12 protein-coding genes are annotated in these 15653 nt (G+C 59.2%); 6 read left to right on the top strand and 6 right to left on the bottom strand.

From position 1 onward, the window contains the following. Positions 1–179: 179 nt before the first annotated feature. Positions 180–1022: a Tim44 domain-containing protein gene (locus KQP88_RS24695; protein ID WP_216704449.1), complete on the bottom strand. Its 843-nt coding sequence runs from the start codon at positions 1020–1022 to the stop codon at positions 180–182. 311 nt (positions 1023–1333) lie between these two features. Next, positions 1334–3517 (bottom strand): DNA helicase II, encoded by a 2184-nt coding sequence (uvrD, locus tag KQP88_RS24690; RefSeq protein ID WP_216704448.1) that lies wholly within the window; start codon positions 3515–3517, stop codon positions 1334–1336. Between the two features lie 235 nt (positions 3518–3752). On the opposite strand from uvrD, the gene KQP88_RS24685 reads away from it, so the two are divergent. The 3 genes from KQP88_RS24685 (at position 3753) to KQP88_RS24675 (ending at position 7600) form a co-directional block, all read left to right on the top strand. Further along, on the top strand, positions 3753–6248 hold the full coding sequence (locus KQP88_RS24685; RefSeq protein WP_216704447.1) for a putative bifunctional diguanylate cyclase/phosphodiesterase: 2496 nt from the start codon (positions 3753–3755) through the stop codon (positions 6246–6248). Between the two features lie 167 nt (positions 6249–6415). Continuing rightward, a complete protein-coding gene (gene hexR / locus KQP88_RS24680; protein ID WP_025262576.1) occupies positions 6416–7282 on the top strand; it encodes a transcriptional regulator HexR in 867 nt (288 codons plus the stop codon). Between the two features lie 96 nt (positions 7283–7378). Continuing rightward, a complete protein-coding gene (locus KQP88_RS24675) occupies positions 7379–7600 on the top strand; it encodes a PA3496 family putative envelope integrity protein (RefSeq protein WP_200994395.1) in 222 nt (73 codons plus the stop codon). Here KQP88_RS24675 and KQP88_RS24670 read toward each other — a convergent pair. Continuing rightward, positions 7551–8504: a LysR family transcriptional regulator gene (locus KQP88_RS24670; protein ID WP_216704446.1), complete on the bottom strand. Its 954-nt coding sequence runs from the start codon at positions 8502–8504 to the stop codon at positions 7551–7553. The genes KQP88_RS24675 and KQP88_RS24670 overlap by 50 nt on opposite strands. Positions 8505–8726: 222 nt before the next feature. Between KQP88_RS24670 and KQP88_RS24665 the strand changes: the two genes are divergently transcribed. Continuing rightward, the gene (locus KQP88_RS24665) at positions 8727–10142 is read left to right on the top strand and encodes an acetyl-CoA carboxylase biotin carboxylase subunit (protein WP_198727927.1); all 1416 of its coding nucleotides are present in this window, start codon (positions 8727–8729) and stop codon (positions 10140–10142) included. A gap of 102 nt (positions 10143–10244) precedes the next feature. Continuing rightward, positions 10245–12050 (top strand): sodium-extruding oxaloacetate decarboxylase subunit alpha, encoded by a 1806-nt coding sequence (oadA, locus tag KQP88_RS24660; protein WP_216704445.1) that lies wholly within the window; start codon positions 10245–10247, stop codon positions 12048–12050. A 186-nt stretch (positions 12051–12236) separates the two neighbouring features. On the opposite strand, the gene KQP88_RS24655 is transcribed toward oadA, so the two are convergent. From KQP88_RS24655 to KQP88_RS24645, 3 genes are read right to left on the bottom strand one after another with little or no spacing between them, the layout of a single operon-like run. Then, complete coding sequence (locus tag KQP88_RS24655) at positions 12237–12908, bottom strand: GNAT family N-acetyltransferase (protein WP_200994392.1); 672 nt, start codon at positions 12906–12908, stop codon at positions 12237–12239. Between the two features lie 16 nt (positions 12909–12924). Further along, positions 12925–13371: a GNAT family N-acetyltransferase gene (locus KQP88_RS24650; RefSeq protein WP_216704444.1), complete on the bottom strand. Its 447-nt coding sequence runs from the start codon at positions 13369–13371 to the stop codon at positions 12925–12927. An 11-nt stretch (positions 13372–13382) separates the two neighbouring features. Further along, positions 13383–14006: an FMN-binding negative transcriptional regulator gene (locus KQP88_RS24645; protein WP_216704443.1), complete on the bottom strand. Its 624-nt coding sequence runs from the start codon at positions 14004–14006 to the stop codon at positions 13383–13385. Between the two features lie 89 nt (positions 14007–14095). Here KQP88_RS24645 and pdxR point away from each other — a divergent pair, with 89 nt between their 5' ends. Continuing rightward, entirely contained in the window at positions 14096–15652 is a 1557-nt protein-coding gene (gene pdxR / locus KQP88_RS24640; RefSeq protein WP_216704442.1) for a MocR-like pyridoxine biosynthesis transcription factor PdxR, read from the top strand. Position 15653 lies beyond the last annotated feature (1 nt).

The raw sequence follows: 15653 nt of genomic DNA, 5'->3' as shown, positions 1-15653 counted from the left end.
GCTTTTCTCAAAATAACTACCCGATCGGATAGGCTCTGTACGAAAAATCCTGGTCTGTCTGCTTTCAATTCACATCAAGCGTGGGACCTTTCAGACTTGCATTTGTTAGCTGCGGGTGACTAATAAATAAAAACCCCGGAACAAGTCCGGGGTTCTGTGCTGCTGGATGTGCCTGGGGATCAGCCGTTCTGGCGAATACCGGCAACCAGCCAGGGTTGGTTGTCGCCCTGAGCGCGTTCCATGTTCCAGCTTTCACTGAACACTTCGCCCTGGTCAAAGCGCGAAGTCTTGGAGACGCCGGAGAAGGTCAGGGTCGCGATGGTCTTGTCGGCACGATCATCCACACCTTCCAGCTGGACGTTCAGGTTGTCGATGTAGGTCGACTGGAAGCCGTCGCCCAGATCGGCACGTTCCTTTTTCAGGAATTGCAGCATCTGTGGTGTCACGAACTCGGCGATCTTGTCCATTTCGTTCGCATCCCAGTGCTGCTGCAGCGACTGGAAGTGGCTGCGGGCGGCTTCCAGGAAGCGCTCTTCGTTGAACCAGGCCGGAGCGTTGATGACCGGAGCCGCAGGAGCCGAAGACGCGCCACCGAAGATCGAGTTCTGCGCGGGCTGTCTGGTTTCACGCTGGTAAGGAGCACCGGCACCGGCCATTTTCGGCTGTTGCTGCTGACGACGACGCGCAATGAAGCGGAAGATCAGGAAGGCGATGAGGCCCATGATCAGGATGTCGAAGATCTGCAGGCCGTTGAAGCCGTCACCCATGAACATTGCAGCCAGCAGGCCACCGGCAGCGATACCGGCCAATGGGCCCAGCCAGCGAGACGCGCCACTGGCAGCGGCAGCCGGACGACCGGCAGCGTTAGGAGCAGCAGCCGGAGTGGCCGGAGCGGCCTGGCGTGCCTGGTGCGACGGTGCCGAGCCCATGCTCTTGCCACCACCGAAACGTGCGGCGTTCACATCCAGACTCATGGTGAGTCCGATGCACAGCGCCAGAGCCATGCTTAGAAAACGTTGCATAAGGGTATTCCCGTTGTATGAATGCATGCGCGCCATGTTGCACAGGAGGGCAGTCGATGGCTAGTGCGTTAATGTTTCGGACTTTTGCATGAGGTCCGTAAGACCTGTCTATTTGGGCGGTAGGAGGGGAAATAAAGAGTTGTAGGAATTTTCTTCCACTACCTCGATAGGGGGAGTGCCGATCAGTCCGGGCGATAAATTACCTTGTGGGAGGCAGCTTGCTGGCGACTTCAGCGTACAACCGCAGAATATCTGCCGGTTTTCAGGCCTTTTTCGCCAGCAAGCTGCCTCCCACAGGTTTTGTTTGTGGCTTAGATGGGCACCAGCTTCGCATAACCCATCATCAGCCACTTGCTGCCTTCGGAGAAGTTGACCTGCACCCTGGCCTGGGCGCCGGAGCCTTCGAAGTTCAGGATCACGCCTTCACCGAATACGGCGTGCTGCACGTGCTGGCCCAGCGTGAACTGGGTTTCGGGGATGCCGGTGCCATTGAACAGGCTGCTGTTGCTGACTTTCTGGGTACCACCGAAAGGACGGCTGACGCTATTGGACAGGCGCACTTCCTGGATCAGGGTCGGCGGAATCTCGCGAACGAAACGGGACACCTTGTTGTAGGTCTCGCTGCCATACAGGCGACGGGTTTCTGCGTAGGTGATCACCAGCTGTTGCATGGCGCGGGTGATGCCGACGTAGGCCAGGCGGCGTTCCTCTTCCAGACGGCCCGGCTCTTCCAGGCTCATCTTGTGCGGGAACAGCCCTTCTTCCATGCCCACCAGGAACACATGAGGGAATTCCAGGCCCTTGGCGCTGTGCAGGGTCATGAGCTGAATGCTGTCTTCGTGCTCCTGAGCCTGGGTGTCGCCCGCTTCGAGTGACGCATGGCCGAGGAAGGCCGCCAGCGGGGTCAGCTCTTCGTCATCTTCATTGTTCTCGAAGTTGCGCGCAGCGCTGACCAGTTCCTCAAGGTTTTCCACCCGGGCCTGACCTTTCTCACCTTTTTCCTGTTGGTGATAAGTGATCAGCCCCGACTGCTCGATGACGGTCTGTGTCATCAGGTGCAAGGGCATTTCCATGACCTTGGCCGAAAGGTTTTCGATCAGTTCGATGAACCCGGTCAATGCACTGGCAGCGCGGCCGGTCAGGCCTTTGTTGGCCACCAGCTGACGCATCGCTTCCCACATGGAAATGTCGGTGTGGCGTGCATGCTCGCGAATCGCCTCGACCGTCTTCTCGCCAATGCCCCGTGCTGGAACGTTGATGACACGCTCCAGCGCTGCATCGTTGCCACGGCCTTCCAGCAGGCGCAGATACGCCATGGCGTTCTTGATCTCGGCACGCTCGAAGAATCGCTGGCCGCCGTAGATGCGATAAGGAATGCGCTCGCGCAGCAAGGCTTCTTCCAGCACCCGCGACTGGGCGTTGGAGCGATAGAGGATTGCGATATCGTTGCGCGACAGGCCGGTCTTCAAGGCGCTTTCAATGGTTTCGACCACGTAGCGCGCTTCGTCGTGTTCGTTGAAGGCGGCATACAGGTTGATCAGCTCGCCATCGCCCACATCGGTCCACAGCTCTTTGCCCAGGCGACCGCTGTTGTTGACGATCAGACCGTTGGCAGCCTTGAGGATGCTGGCCGTCGAGCGGTAGTTCTGCTCCAGACGGATGACTTCGGTGTCGGGGAAGTCCGACGAGTACTGGTGAATGTTCTCGATCTTCGCGCCACGCCAGCCATAGATGGACTGGTCGTCGTCGCCCACCACCATGAGGCTGTCGCCGCCCTGGGCCAGCAGTCGCAACCAGGCGTACTGCACGGCGTTGGTGTCCTGGAATTCGTCCACCAGAACATGACGGAAGCGCCGCTGGTAATGCGCCAGCAGGCCGGGATGATCGCGCCAGAGGTCCAGCGCACGCAGCAGCAGTTCGGAGAAGTCGATGACGCCGGCGCGCTGGCAGGCGACTTCATAGGCTTCGTAGATCGACTTCATGGTGCCCAGGAACAGATCGCCGCTGGCCTGGATGTGTTTGGGGCGCAGGCCTTCGTCTTTCTGGCCGTTGATGAACCACTGTGCCTGACGTGCCGGCCAGCGCTGTTCGTCCAGTCCCAGCTCGCGGATCACGCGCTTGACCAGACGCTGCTGGTCGTCGCTGTCCAGAATCTGGAACGTCTGCACCAGCCCGGCTTCCTGCCAGTGCGCTCGCAGCAGGCGGTGTGCCAGGCCGTGGAAGGTGCCGACCCACATGCCTGCCGGGCTGATGCCCATCAGTTGCTCGATGCGATGACGCATCTCGGCTGCGGCCTTGTTGGTAAACGTCACCGACAGGACCGAATGCGGGGAGGCTTGCTCGACCTGCATCAGCCATGCGATGCGATGCACCAGCACACGGGTTTTGCCGGAACCAGCGCCGGCCAGGACCAACTGACGACCCAGGGAGGCAGCTACGGCCTGACGCTGGGCATCGTTGAGGGAATTGAGAAGGAGAGAGAGATCATCGCGCATCGACGCATTCTAGGGTGCCGCGCCATGGCGGGCAAACCATGCTTTGTCATGGGTAATAAAAAAGCCGCCGATGCTGACGATCGGTCATGTCCGACCTCGAGAGGCATCCGCTGTGCCGAAGTTGTGCGGAACAGCGCTGAAAGTCACAGTTTTATGGTGGCGGCAGTTTGGTCTGGCCCAGCGCTTGTGTATGCTCGACACATGCCAAGGTCTTATCAAATACAAGAACCCCGTCATGCCTTTCAGCTTCAGTGCCCACGATGCTTCTGACACCAGCCGGCGGGCCATTCGCAAGAAGTTCGCGACCCGGTTGAGGGTCGAGCGCACGCGCATGCTTTATCAGGGTTCATTGCTGCCGACCCTGTTCATGTTCATCAGTGGTCTGGTCTGCGCATGGCTGCTCTGGAGTCCTGAGCGCTACATGCTGGTCAGTATCTGGCTGATCTGGCTGGCGGTGCTTGTGGGCCTGCGGATCATTCAGGTTGCAGCGTTTCGCGCTGCATCTCCCGAGCGTCAGGCACAACCGGTCTGGCGGCGGATGTTTCTGCTTGGCGCGGTGGTCAGCGGTCTGACCCTGGCCTGCGCAGCCATGGCGCTGGTGCCCGTGACCAGTTTCGAGCAGCAGGCCTGGGTGTTCGGCATGATCGGCGGCGCAACCCTGTGCGCCAGCGTGGCCTATGCCGTCAGCCTCACGGCGTTTCTCACCTTCAGCCTGTCGTGTCTGTTACCTCCCATCGCCTATCTGTTTATGGGCGGCGACGTGCCTTTGCGTGGCTGGGGCTGGCTGGGTCTGATTCTATTGTTTGCCCTGATTGTGGTGGCCTGGCAGATCAATCGCCTGATACTGCGCAGCCTGTTGCAGCGTTTTCAGAACCAGGCCCTGATCGAGCATTTGCAGCAGGCTCGGGCCAAGGGCGATGAACTCAATGAAATTCTGGGCCGTGAGGTCGAGCAGCGTCGTCAGGCCGAGCACAGTCTGCGCGAGGCGCAGGCCGGGCTTGAGGAGCGTGTGGCGCAGCGCACCCTGGAGCTTGAAGCCGCCAATCTGGCCTTGAGCAAAAGCCCGCCGCGTCTGGCCGAGAAGGTTTTCGATGCGGTCAGCGAAAGCATCATGATTTTCGACCCGCAGTACCGGATTCTCACCATCAATCAGGCGTTCTCCAGGCTCACGGGCTATACGCCTGAAGACGTGGTGGGACGTCAGGTCATGGATATCGCCAGCAGCCTCGATGCCCGCCGTCACTTCCAGGCCATTCACCACGCACTGGAACAGACCGGAAGCTGGCAGGGCGAACTGGTTGAGGCGCGCAAGAACGGCGAGTTGTACCCGCAATGGCTGCAAATGACTGTAGTGCGCGATATTGCAGGCAATGTCAGCCATATTGTCGGCTTCTTTACGGATCTGTCGGCCAACCGCGAATCCGAAGAGCGTATGCGCTACCTCACGCATTTCGATGAGTTGACCGGTCTGGCCAATCGCTCGCAGTTCAAGGAGCGCCTGCGCGAAGCGAATCTGCGGGTGCGTCAGGGCGGAAGAAGCCTGGCGCTGCTGCATATCAACCTGGATCGTTTCAAGCTGCTCAACGAGAGCCTGGGCCATGAAGTCGCCGATCAGTTGCTCAAGCATGTTGCCCGCCGCCTGATCAGCGCCATGCCGGAGGCGGACACCATTGCGCGTCTGTCCGGCGATGAATTTGCCGTGCTGTTCGATGCCTATGCCAACCTTTCCAGTCTGGCGCGTGTTACCAGCCGCTTGTTGAGCAAGCTGCGTACGCCTCTGTCGGTGGCGGGTAACGAGTTGGTCATCAGTGCTTCGGTGGGTATCAGCCTGCTGCCGGACTCTGCCCGTGAAGTCTCGGCACTGGTGAGTCAGGCCAATATGGCGATGCGGCATGCCAAGCATCTGGGCGGCAACAACTTCCAGTTCTTCACCGAAAGCCTGCGGGCCAGCACGCTGGAGCGCCTGCAACTGGAAATCCAGCTGCGCAAAGCCATTGAAGAGCACCAGTTGCAAGTCTTCTATCAACCCAAGATGCTGCTGGAAAATGGCCGTCTGGATGCGGCCGAAGCCCTGGTGCGCTGGCGTCACCCGACGCGGGGCATGGTGCCGCCGGGCGAGTTCATTGGTCTGGCCGAAGAAACCGGCCTGATTGCCGACATCGGCGAGTTCGTGCTGCGCCAGGCCTGCTGGCAGGCTTGTGAGTGGCAGCGTCAGGGCTTTGAGCCGATCCGGGTTTCGGTCAACCTTTCGGTGCATCAGTTGCGGCAGGGCAAGCTGGTCAGTCTGGTGAGGCAGGTCCTGGACGAGACGGGGCTGGCGCCGCATTTGCTGGAGCTGGAGCTGACCGAAAGCCAGTTGCTGGACAGCGTCGAACACATCATCGCGACCTTTCAGCAGTTGCGTGAGCTGGGCGTCAAACTGGCCATCGACGACTTTGGCACCGGCTACTCTTCATTGAGTTATCTCAAACGCTTCCCGGTGGACTACGTAAAGATTGATCAAGCGTTTATTCGTGGCCTGGATGACGGCACGGAAGATGCGGCAATTACCCAGGCGATCATCGCCATGGCTCACAGCCTGGGGCTCAAGGTCGTGGCCGAAGGTGTGGAAAACGAGAAACAACTGGAGTTTCTGAAGGCGCAGGGTTGCGATGAGGTTCAGGGCTATCTGATCAGTCGACCGCTCGAAGCGTCGATGATGGAGGGGATGTTGAGCCTGGCCCGGCCATAGTGGCAGCGTTCCAAAATGTAGGATTATTCCCACAAAAACGGAAGATTTGTCATTCAATGGCTTGTGTATGACGTTCAGGGCTCGTTTAACTGGGCGGCTCGCAGGTCATGTAGTATAACTACAAGAAAGCTACAACCCGCCCACCGCATCATTAGCGAGTCTGCCTCTTGAATCTGCTGCAACACATCGCCCAGTCACGTAATCTGCTGCGCAAGTCGGAGCTCAAGGTAGCCGACCATGTGCTGCTTGACCCTGCGGCCGTGATGCACAGTTCCATGGCTGACCTGGCCCACAGCGTCGGGATCAGTGAGCCGACCATCGTGCGCTTCTGTCGCGCCATCGGCTGTACGGGCTTTCAGGACCTCAAGCTCAAGCTGGCGCAGAGCCTTGCAGCCGGAGCGAGTTTCGGTCAGTTCGCGATTCACGAAGACGATTCGGTTGCCGATTACAGCCTGAAGATTTTCGACACCACCCTGCACACCTTGATGGAAGTGCGTGAAAACCTCGATCCCCATGCCTTGCAACTGGCCGTGACCGCCATGGCGGGCGCCAATCGTGTGGAGTTCTATGGTTTCGGTGCGTCGGGTGCGGTAGCGGCCGATGCCCAGCACAAGTTCTTCCGTCTGTTGTTGAGCGCTGCGGCTTATTCAGACCCGCACATGCAGGCCATGTCGGCAGTGACCTTGAAGCCGACCGACGTCGCGGTGTGTATTTCCCAGTCCGGTCGCTCCAAGGATCTGCTGATTTCGGCGAATCTGGTTCGCGAAAGCGGCGCCACACTCATCACGCTTTGCCCCAGCCAGACGCCTCTGGCCGAGCTGTCGTCGGTCAATCTGGCCATCGATGTGCATGAAGACACTGAAATCTACACGCCGCTGACTTCGCGTATCGCGCACCTGGTGGTCATCGATGTGCTGGCGATGGGTGTTGCCATGGCTCGCGGCCCGAGTCTGGTCAACCACCTCAAGAGCGTCAAGCGCAGTCTGCGCAGCCTGCGGTTGTCCCCCAAGTCGGTTAAAGCCCACGAGGACTGAAGGGCGCCAACCTTCATCAACTTGTCATGCATTCGCCGTCTGAGCGTCATGCCCCGGCGTCACTCTGTACTCCCGCAACGTACTGGGAGACAGGATATGGCTCGGCATTACGATGACTTACCCAACAGCACCGTCAAGACTCGTCGTCAGCAGGAAGACCAGCGCCGCATGGAGTTTCGTCGCGCGATTGAAAGTTACTGCGAAGCGCGGCAGCTCAATCAGGACCTCTGCGATTACATGGACAGCATGACCGGCAATCACTGGCAGGCTAGCCAGCCGTCCGTGGACGACCGTCGAAGCGCTCGACAAGCTGGCTGATCTGCGCACGTTCGGTGCGGATGAACGCAAGGAATGCGTGAGCCACGGGAGACAGGCGTTTATCCCTGGCTTGTACCACGCACCAGCTGCGATAAAGCGGCAACTCGGCCACTGGCAGCTCCTTGAGGGCACCGGTGGCGAGCTCCGCGCAGACGGCGTGACGGGTGAGCAGCGCCACTCCAAGTCCTGCCACCACGCATTCGCGCTGCGCTTCGCTGGATGACACTTCCTGTGTCTGGGTGAAATGCACGCGCTTTTCCTTGAAGTATTCCTCGCACGCTCTGCGGGTCCCCGAACCTGCTTCGCGAATCAGCAGCGGCCAGGGTTCCAGGTCTTTGAGGCTCAGTTGTTCCTGCTTGCTAAGAGGATGGCTGGCCGGTGCCACCGCCACAATCGGGTTGTTGAGAAACGGCAGGAATTCCAGGCCCATGTCCTGAGGCACCATGGACATCACCACCAGATCGTCGCGGTTGTCGGACAGGCGCCTGATGACCATGGCGCGGTTGACCACGGTCAGGTTGAGGATGACCTCGGGATGCTGGCGCTTGAAGGCCGCGAACAGGTGCGGAATGAAATATTTGCAGCTCGACTCGATGGCCAGTTTCAACTGGCCCTGCAACGAGCCCTGCATGTCGGAAAGCTGCATATCCAGGCTTTCCAGGCGCCCGAAGATGTCACGGCTGGCCAGTTGCAGGGCTTCGGCGGCTTCGGTCAGGTACAGCTTTTTGCCGACATACTCGAAAAGCGGCTGACCGATGAGCTCTTCAAGCTGGCGGATCTGCAGGCTGACAGCGGGTTGAGTCAGGGCCATTTCCTCCGCGGCACGGCTGTAGGAGCGCAGGTCGCAGACTTCATTGAAAATCCGTAACTGACGCAATGTCATACGCATCAATGACTTACGCATTTTCAATAACTCCTGCTGCTGATTTGAGCACCAACTATAAGCTTTTGCTTATGCCTATCCCAATTTTTACTCATTTTTATTAATCGCTGATCAGGCATAGGGTGGCCCTGCGTCATTCAGTCACATACGCAGTTACAAAAAGCCAGTAACTACACTGCGTCATGCGGCCCTGCGCCGACCGGCTCTGCCGGTTCGATAGTCCTTATGGTCGAGGAAATGCCAGTGATAACAAAAATCCTGATCGCCAACCGCGGAGAGATTGCCGTTCGTATCGTGCGTGCATGCGCCGAAATGGGCATCCGCTCGGTTGCGATCTTTTCAGACGCCGACCGGCATGCCCTGCATGTCAAACGTGCCGACGAAGCCTATAGCATTGGCGCTGAACCTCTCGCCGGTTACCTCAACCCGCGCAAGCTGGTGAACCTGGCAGTGGAAACCGGATGCGATGCACTGCATCCCGGTTACGGCTTCCTCTCGGAAAACGCCGAACTGGCGGAAATCTGTGCAGAGCGCGGGGTGAAGTTCATCGGCCCGTCCGCAGAAGTCATTCGCCGCATGGGCGACAAGACCGAAGCGCGTCGCAGCATGATAAAGGCCGGTGTCCCGGTCACGCCGGGCACCGAAGGCAACGTCGCGGACATTCATGAAGCCCTGATCGAAGGCGACCGTATCGGTTATCCGGTGATGCTCAAGGCAACTTCCGGTGGTGGCGGTCGCGGTATTCGCCGCTGCAACAGCCGCGAAGAACTGGAGCAGGCGTTCCCGCGAGTGATTTCCGAAGCCACCAAGGCTTTCGGTTCGGCGGAAGTCTTTCTGGAAAAGTGCATCGTCAATCCCAAGCACATCGAGGCGCAGATTCTTGGCGACAGCTTCGGCAATGTGGTGCACCTGTTCGAGCGCGACTGCTCCATCCAGCGCCGTAACCAGAAGCTGATCGAAATCGCTCCCAGCCCGCAACTGACGCCTGAACAGCGCGCCTATATCGGCGACTTGTCGGTGCGTGCCGCCAAGGCGGTGGGTTACGAGAATGCCGGGACCGTGGAATTCCTGCTCGCCGATGGCGAGGTGTATTTCATGGAAATGAACACACGGGTTCAGGTGGAGCACACGATTACCGAAGAGATCACCGGCATCGATATCGTGCGCGAGCAGATCCGTATCGCGTCCGGTCAGCCGTTGTCGATCAAGCAGGAAGACATCATTCATCGCGGTTTTGCCCTGCAATTCCGGATCAATGCCGAAGACCCGAAGAACAACTTCCTGCCCAGTTTCGGCAAGATCACCCGCTATTACGCGCCCGGTGGCCCTGGCGTGCGGACCGATACGGCGATCTATACCGGCTACACGATTCCGCCGTTCTACGATTCCATGTGCCTGAAACTGATTGTCTGGGCGCTGACCTGGGAAGAGGCGATGGACCGTGGCCTGCGTGCCCTGGACGACATGCGCCTGCAAGGTGTGAAGACCACGGCAGCCTATTACCAGGAAATCCTGCGTAACCCGGAATTCCGTAGTGGCCAGTTCAATACCAGTTTCGTTGAAAGCCATCCTGAACTGACCAACTACTCGATCAAGCGCAAACCCGAAGAGTTGGCCCTGGCCATCGCCGCCGCCATTGCTGCCCACGCAGGGTTGTAAAAGTTTGAGCAGCAAGCTGCAAGTGACAAGCTACAAGGAAGAGCGAATCGGCTTTTTCTTGCGGCTTGCAGCTTGAAGCTTGCAGCTATAAGGAGCTCCAAAATGCCGAAGAAAATCTTTGTCACCGACACCATCCTGCGCGACGCTCACCAATCGTTGCTGGCGACCCGCATGCGTACCGAAGACATGCTGCCGATCTGCGAAAAGCTCGACAAGGTCGGCTACTGGTCGCTGGAAGTGTGGGGCGGGGCGACGTTTGATGCCTGTGTACGGTTTCTGAAGGAAGACCCGTGGGAGCGCCTGCGCCAGTTGCGTGCGGCCTTGCCCAATACCCGTCTGCAAATGCTGCTGCGCGGCCAGAATCTGTTGGGCTATCGCCATTACAGCGATGACGTGGTCAAGGCGTTTGTCGCCAAGGCGGCGGAAAACGGTATCGATGTGTTCCGTATCTTCGACGCCATGAACGATGTGCGTAACCTCAAGGTTGCCATCGAAGCGGTGAAGGCGGCGGGCAAGCATGCCCAGGGCACCATCGCCTATACCACCAGCCCGGTGCATACCATCAGTGCCTTCGTGGAACAGGCTCGCCAGATGGAAGCCATGGGTTGCGACTCGGTGGCGATCAAGGACATGGCCGGTCTGCTGACACCTTTTGCCACAGGCGAACTGGTCAAGGCGCTGAAGGCCGAGCAATCGCTCCCGGTCTTTATCCATTCCCATGACACTGCTGGTCTGGCGGCCATGTGTCAGCTCAAGGCCGTCGAAAACGGGGCCGACCATATCGACACCGCCATCTCCAGCTTTGCCTGGGGCACCAGCCATCCGGGCACCGAATCCATGGTTGCCGCTCTCAAGGGCAGCGAGTTCGATACCGGCCTGGATCTGGAGCTGTTGCAGGAAATCGGTCTGTATTTCTATGCCGTGCGCAAGAAGTACCACCAGTTCGAGAGCGAATTCACGGCAGTCGATACCCGCGTGCAGGTCAATCAGGTGCCGGGCGGGATGATTTCCAACCTGGCCAACCAGCTCAAGGAGCAGGGCGCGCTCAATCGCATGGGCGAAGTGCTGGCCGAGATCCCACGGGTCCGCAAAGATCTGGGTTACCCGCCGCTGGTGACGCCGACTTCCCAGATCGTGGGCACCCAGGCGTTCTTCAACGTGCTGGCGGGCGAGCGTTACAAGACCATCACCAACGAAGTGAAGCTGTACCTGCAAGGCGGTTACGGCAAGGCGCCGGGTGAAGTGGATGCCAAACTGCGTCGTCAGGCCATCGGCAGCGAAGAACTGATCGACGTGCGCCCGGCCGACCTGCTCAAGCCGGAAATGACCAAGCTACGCGGTGAAGTCGGTGACCTCGCGCAATCCGAAGAGGACGTGCTGACTTACGCCATGTTCCCGGACATCGGCCGCAAGTTCCTCGAAGAGCGCGCTGCGGGCACCCTTAAACCTGAAGAGCTGCTGCCCATCCCGGAAGCTGGCAGCGTCGGCAAGGTGGGCGGCGAAGGTGTGCCGACCGAGTTCGTGATCGACGTTCACGGCGAAACCTACCGCGTGGACATCACGGGTGTAGGCGTCAAGGCCGAGGGCAAGCGTCACTTCTACCTCTCCATCGACGGCATGCCGGAAGAAGTAGTGTTCGAGCCGCTCAACGAATTCGTCGGCGGCGGGGCCAGCAAACGCAAACAAGCCCATGCACCGGGCCATGTCAGCACCACCATGCCCGGCAACATCGTCGATGTGCTGGTCAAGGAAGGCGATATGGTCAAGGCGGGTCAGGCGGTGCTGATTACCGAAGCGATGAAAATGGAGACTGAAGTCCAGGCGTCCATCGCGGGCAAGGTGGTTGCCATTCATGTGGCCAAGGGTGATCGGGTCAACCCTGGCGAGATCCTGGTCGAGATCGAATGACAACCTGCTTTAGGAACTTGTGGGAGGCAGCTTGCTGGCGAAAAGGCCTGTGAAGGCGCTGAAAATGTGTTGCCTTCAAGCAAGTCGTCGCGGCCAAGGCCCCTCCCACAAGTGACAGGTATGCCTCAACTGATCGGCATAAAACGATTTTCCTCGGGGGAGCACATGTGGCTCCCCTTTTTTATGTCATCCGCGAAACGCTTCCAGCCCCTTCACCTGCTGCCCATCCTTGAAGTTATCCACAGCCAGCCAGGACTCGAAAGCCTTTTGCAGTTCGGGCCATTCGCTGTCGAGGATCGAATACCAGGCGGTATCCCGGTTCACTCCCTTGACCACCATGTGCTGGCGAAAGAGTCCTTCGTAGCTGAAGCCGAAGCGATCTGCCGCACGCCGGGAGCGGGCGTTGTTGGCGTTGCATTTCCATTCCAGGCGACGATTGCCCAGGGCAAAGGCTTCTTTGGCCAGCAAGTAGATGGCCTCTGTGCCCTTGGGAGTGCGCTGCATGCGACCGCCGAAGGTCACGTGGCCTATTTCTATCCGGCCATGGGCGGCGACGATGGACATCAGGCTGATCACGCCCTCGGTCACGCCTGTGTTCTGGTCGACCACGCTGTAGAACCATGGGTCCGTATCGCTGGCATGCCTCTGCAGCCAGGTGTCGAAAGCCTCGCGTTCGTTGAACGGACCGTAAGGCAGGTAATCCCAGAGTTTAGGGTCTGAGTCCGGGCCATTGAGTACAAGCCAGAGATCATCTCCATGGCGGGCCGGGTCGAGTTTTTCCAGGCGAATGAAGCGGCCTTCCAGCGTCTTGTTGCCTGGAAGTGATGCGGGTTGCCACTGGATCGGGGTGTCGGACATGAGCAGACTTCCTGCCTCAAAGGGCCTTGCGAAATTGGATGTAGCCGCCGCGTTCGGCAATGCGCTCGTAAAGCTGAATGGCCGTGGCGTTGGTTTCGTGAGTCAGCCAGTGAACCTTGTCGCAATCATTGGCCCTGGCGGTCGCGTAGACATGCTCGATCAGCAGCCTGCCGGTGCCTGTGCCGCGCTGTTCGGGGCTTACGAACAAGTCCTGTAGGTAACAGGCATTCCTGATGCTCCAGTTGGAACGATGGTAGATGAAATTCACCATGCCCACGGCTTTGCCATCCCGCCAGGCCAACGCCGAGTGGGTAGGTTCGGCGGTGTCCAGAAAGCGCTGCCAGGTGACGTCACTGATGCTCTCGGCCAGTTCGGTCTTGTAAAAGCGCAGATAGGCCAGCCACAGCGGCAGCCATGCGTCGTGATCGTCGGCCGTTACGGGACGGATTTGAACAGCAGTCATGACAGTCTCCTTCAGCTCATCAAGCGAGCGATTTCCTGATCTTTCGGGTCATGGCTGGCAGCCAGGCCGTCGCGTACGCCTGCAATGTCCGGGGCGCTGCGGTTCTGACTGAGTTTGCGTTTGCCCTGTAGCGACTCGATGGGCAGGGCGAAGCCGACAATCGCGCCCAGCATCTTTTCGATGTACTCGGCCGGCGCGTCATTGATGGACCACGGCTGGGCACGACGTGATTCGTGCTTGTCGGTTAGGCTGCCGACCAGTTGGTGCAGGCGTTCGGCATCGGTGAAAACCTCTGCCTTGCCATAGGCGTGAACGGCCAGGTAATTCCAGGTCGGTACGACTTTCTCGTGCTCGGCCTTGCTCGGGTAGAAGGACGGGCTCACATACGCATCGCCACCGGGAAATATCACCAGGGCCTGAGTCTGGTTTTCAAGCGCTCGCCATTGAGGGTTGGCTTTGGCCAGATGGCCGTAGAGCGTGCCGTTGTGGCCTTGCTCCCGGTTCAGTAACAGCGGCAGGTGAGTGGCCTGCAGGCCGTCTTCGCCCTGGGTGACGAGAATCGCCAGCCGGGTCTGGTCCATCAAATCCTGCAACTGCAACGTGTCGCTATCACTGAAGGCTTTGGGTGTGTACATGGCAATGTCCTTGGTTAATGGCTCAATCCTAGGCAAGCTATTGGTTCCTTGTAAGAGCCATTACCGACAGATTTCATGAGGCCAATTTCATGCATTCAGGCACTCCCGCGTTTCCCCTGGACCTTGCCGGTGTGGAGCTGGATCGGCGCAAGGGCTTGAGTCGGCAGCTTTATCAGGTCTTGCGCGAGCGAATTCTCGAAGGCGGTCTTGCCAGTGGCACGCGCTTGCCTGCCAGCCGTGATCTGGCCGAATCCTTGTCGATTTCTCGTAACAGCGTGATGCGAGCCTACGATCAGCTCTATGCCGAGGGCTTCATTGAGGGGCGTATCGGCGACGGGACCTATGTGGCTCAGTTGCCTGATAAAACAGCAGTTGTTGATAATTTATCCGCAAAGAAATTATCCACTGAACTGTCCACAGGGTTATCAACAGGGTTACGCACAGGTTTATCCACATTTTCCTCCGAAAATCTTCAGAATGCGCCGAATCAAGTTATCCACAGTCCGGCGATGGAGCTTCTGCAAAAGCATCATCTGAATGCGCCGCTCAAGGGGGCGCCGCGAGCCTTTCGGGTCGGTGTACCGGCTTTCGATCTTTTCCCCTTTGCCCAGTGGGGCAAGCTGCATGCGGCTTTCTGGCGCAAGCCGGACCTTCAGCTATTGGGCTATGGCGAAGCGGCCGGAGAGTGGCGACTCAGAGAGCTGATTGCCTCCTACCTGCGTTCATCCCGCGGGCTGCATTGTTCGGCTGAACAAATAGTGATCACCAATGGTGCGCAACAGGCAATCAGCCTTTGTGCACAGTTGCTGCTGGAGGCGGGCGACGGGGTTGCTGTGGAAAACCCCGGCTATCGGGCGGCGGGTCATGCCTTTGCCGTGGCCGGTGCCCGTTTGCATGGGATTGCCGTGGATGAAGACGGCATGCGCTGTGCTGACCTTGAGCAGAGCGCCTGCAAACTGGCTTATGTCACGCCGTCCCACCAATACCCGACCGGCGTGGTCATGAGCCTGGCGCGCCGCCTGGAATTGCTGGCCTGGGCAAAAAACAACCAGGGCTGGATCGTCGAGGATGACTACGACGGCGAGTACCGCTACAGCGGCGCGCCGCTGGCACCCTTGGCGGCGCTGGATGGGGCAGGGCGGGTTCTGTATGTCGGGACGTTCGGCAAAGTGGTTTTTCCGGCGTTGCGTCTCGGGTATCTGGTCTTGCCTCAGGGTTTGGTCAAGCCGTTCAGCCAGCGTCGGGGCGTGGACATGCGCCATTCCGAGGTCAGCACCCAGGCGGTGATGGCGCAATTTATCGCGACCGGTCACTTCCAGCGCCATATTCGTCGCATGCGCCGTGCGGCCTTGAGCCGTCGCAATGCACTGCTGGAAGGCTGGCCGGATAATCTTCCGGGCTGTGGCGCGATGCCCAGGGTCGTGGCCGGCTTGCACGTCATGGTCCGCGTGGACAGCCTGGCCCGTGAGCGCGAACTGATCGAAAAGGCCGAGAGTGTCGGTGTCGAAATCAATGCCTTGAGCGATTACTGGCTGCCGGACTCCGCCGAGCCTGTGGATAACCGCGCCGGGCTGGTCCTCGGATTTGCAGGCGTGCCGGAAGCTGCCATTGCCGATGCACTGGCCAGGTTGCGTCGGGTCTGGTGAT

Source organism: Pseudomonas lijiangensis (assembly GCF_018968705.1).
Classification (GTDB): Bacteria; Pseudomonadota; Gammaproteobacteria; order Pseudomonadales; family Pseudomonadaceae; genus Aquipseudomonas; species Aquipseudomonas lijiangensis.
Note: the sequence above shows the minus strand (reverse complement) of the source record. Positions and strands in the feature narration are given on the sequence as shown.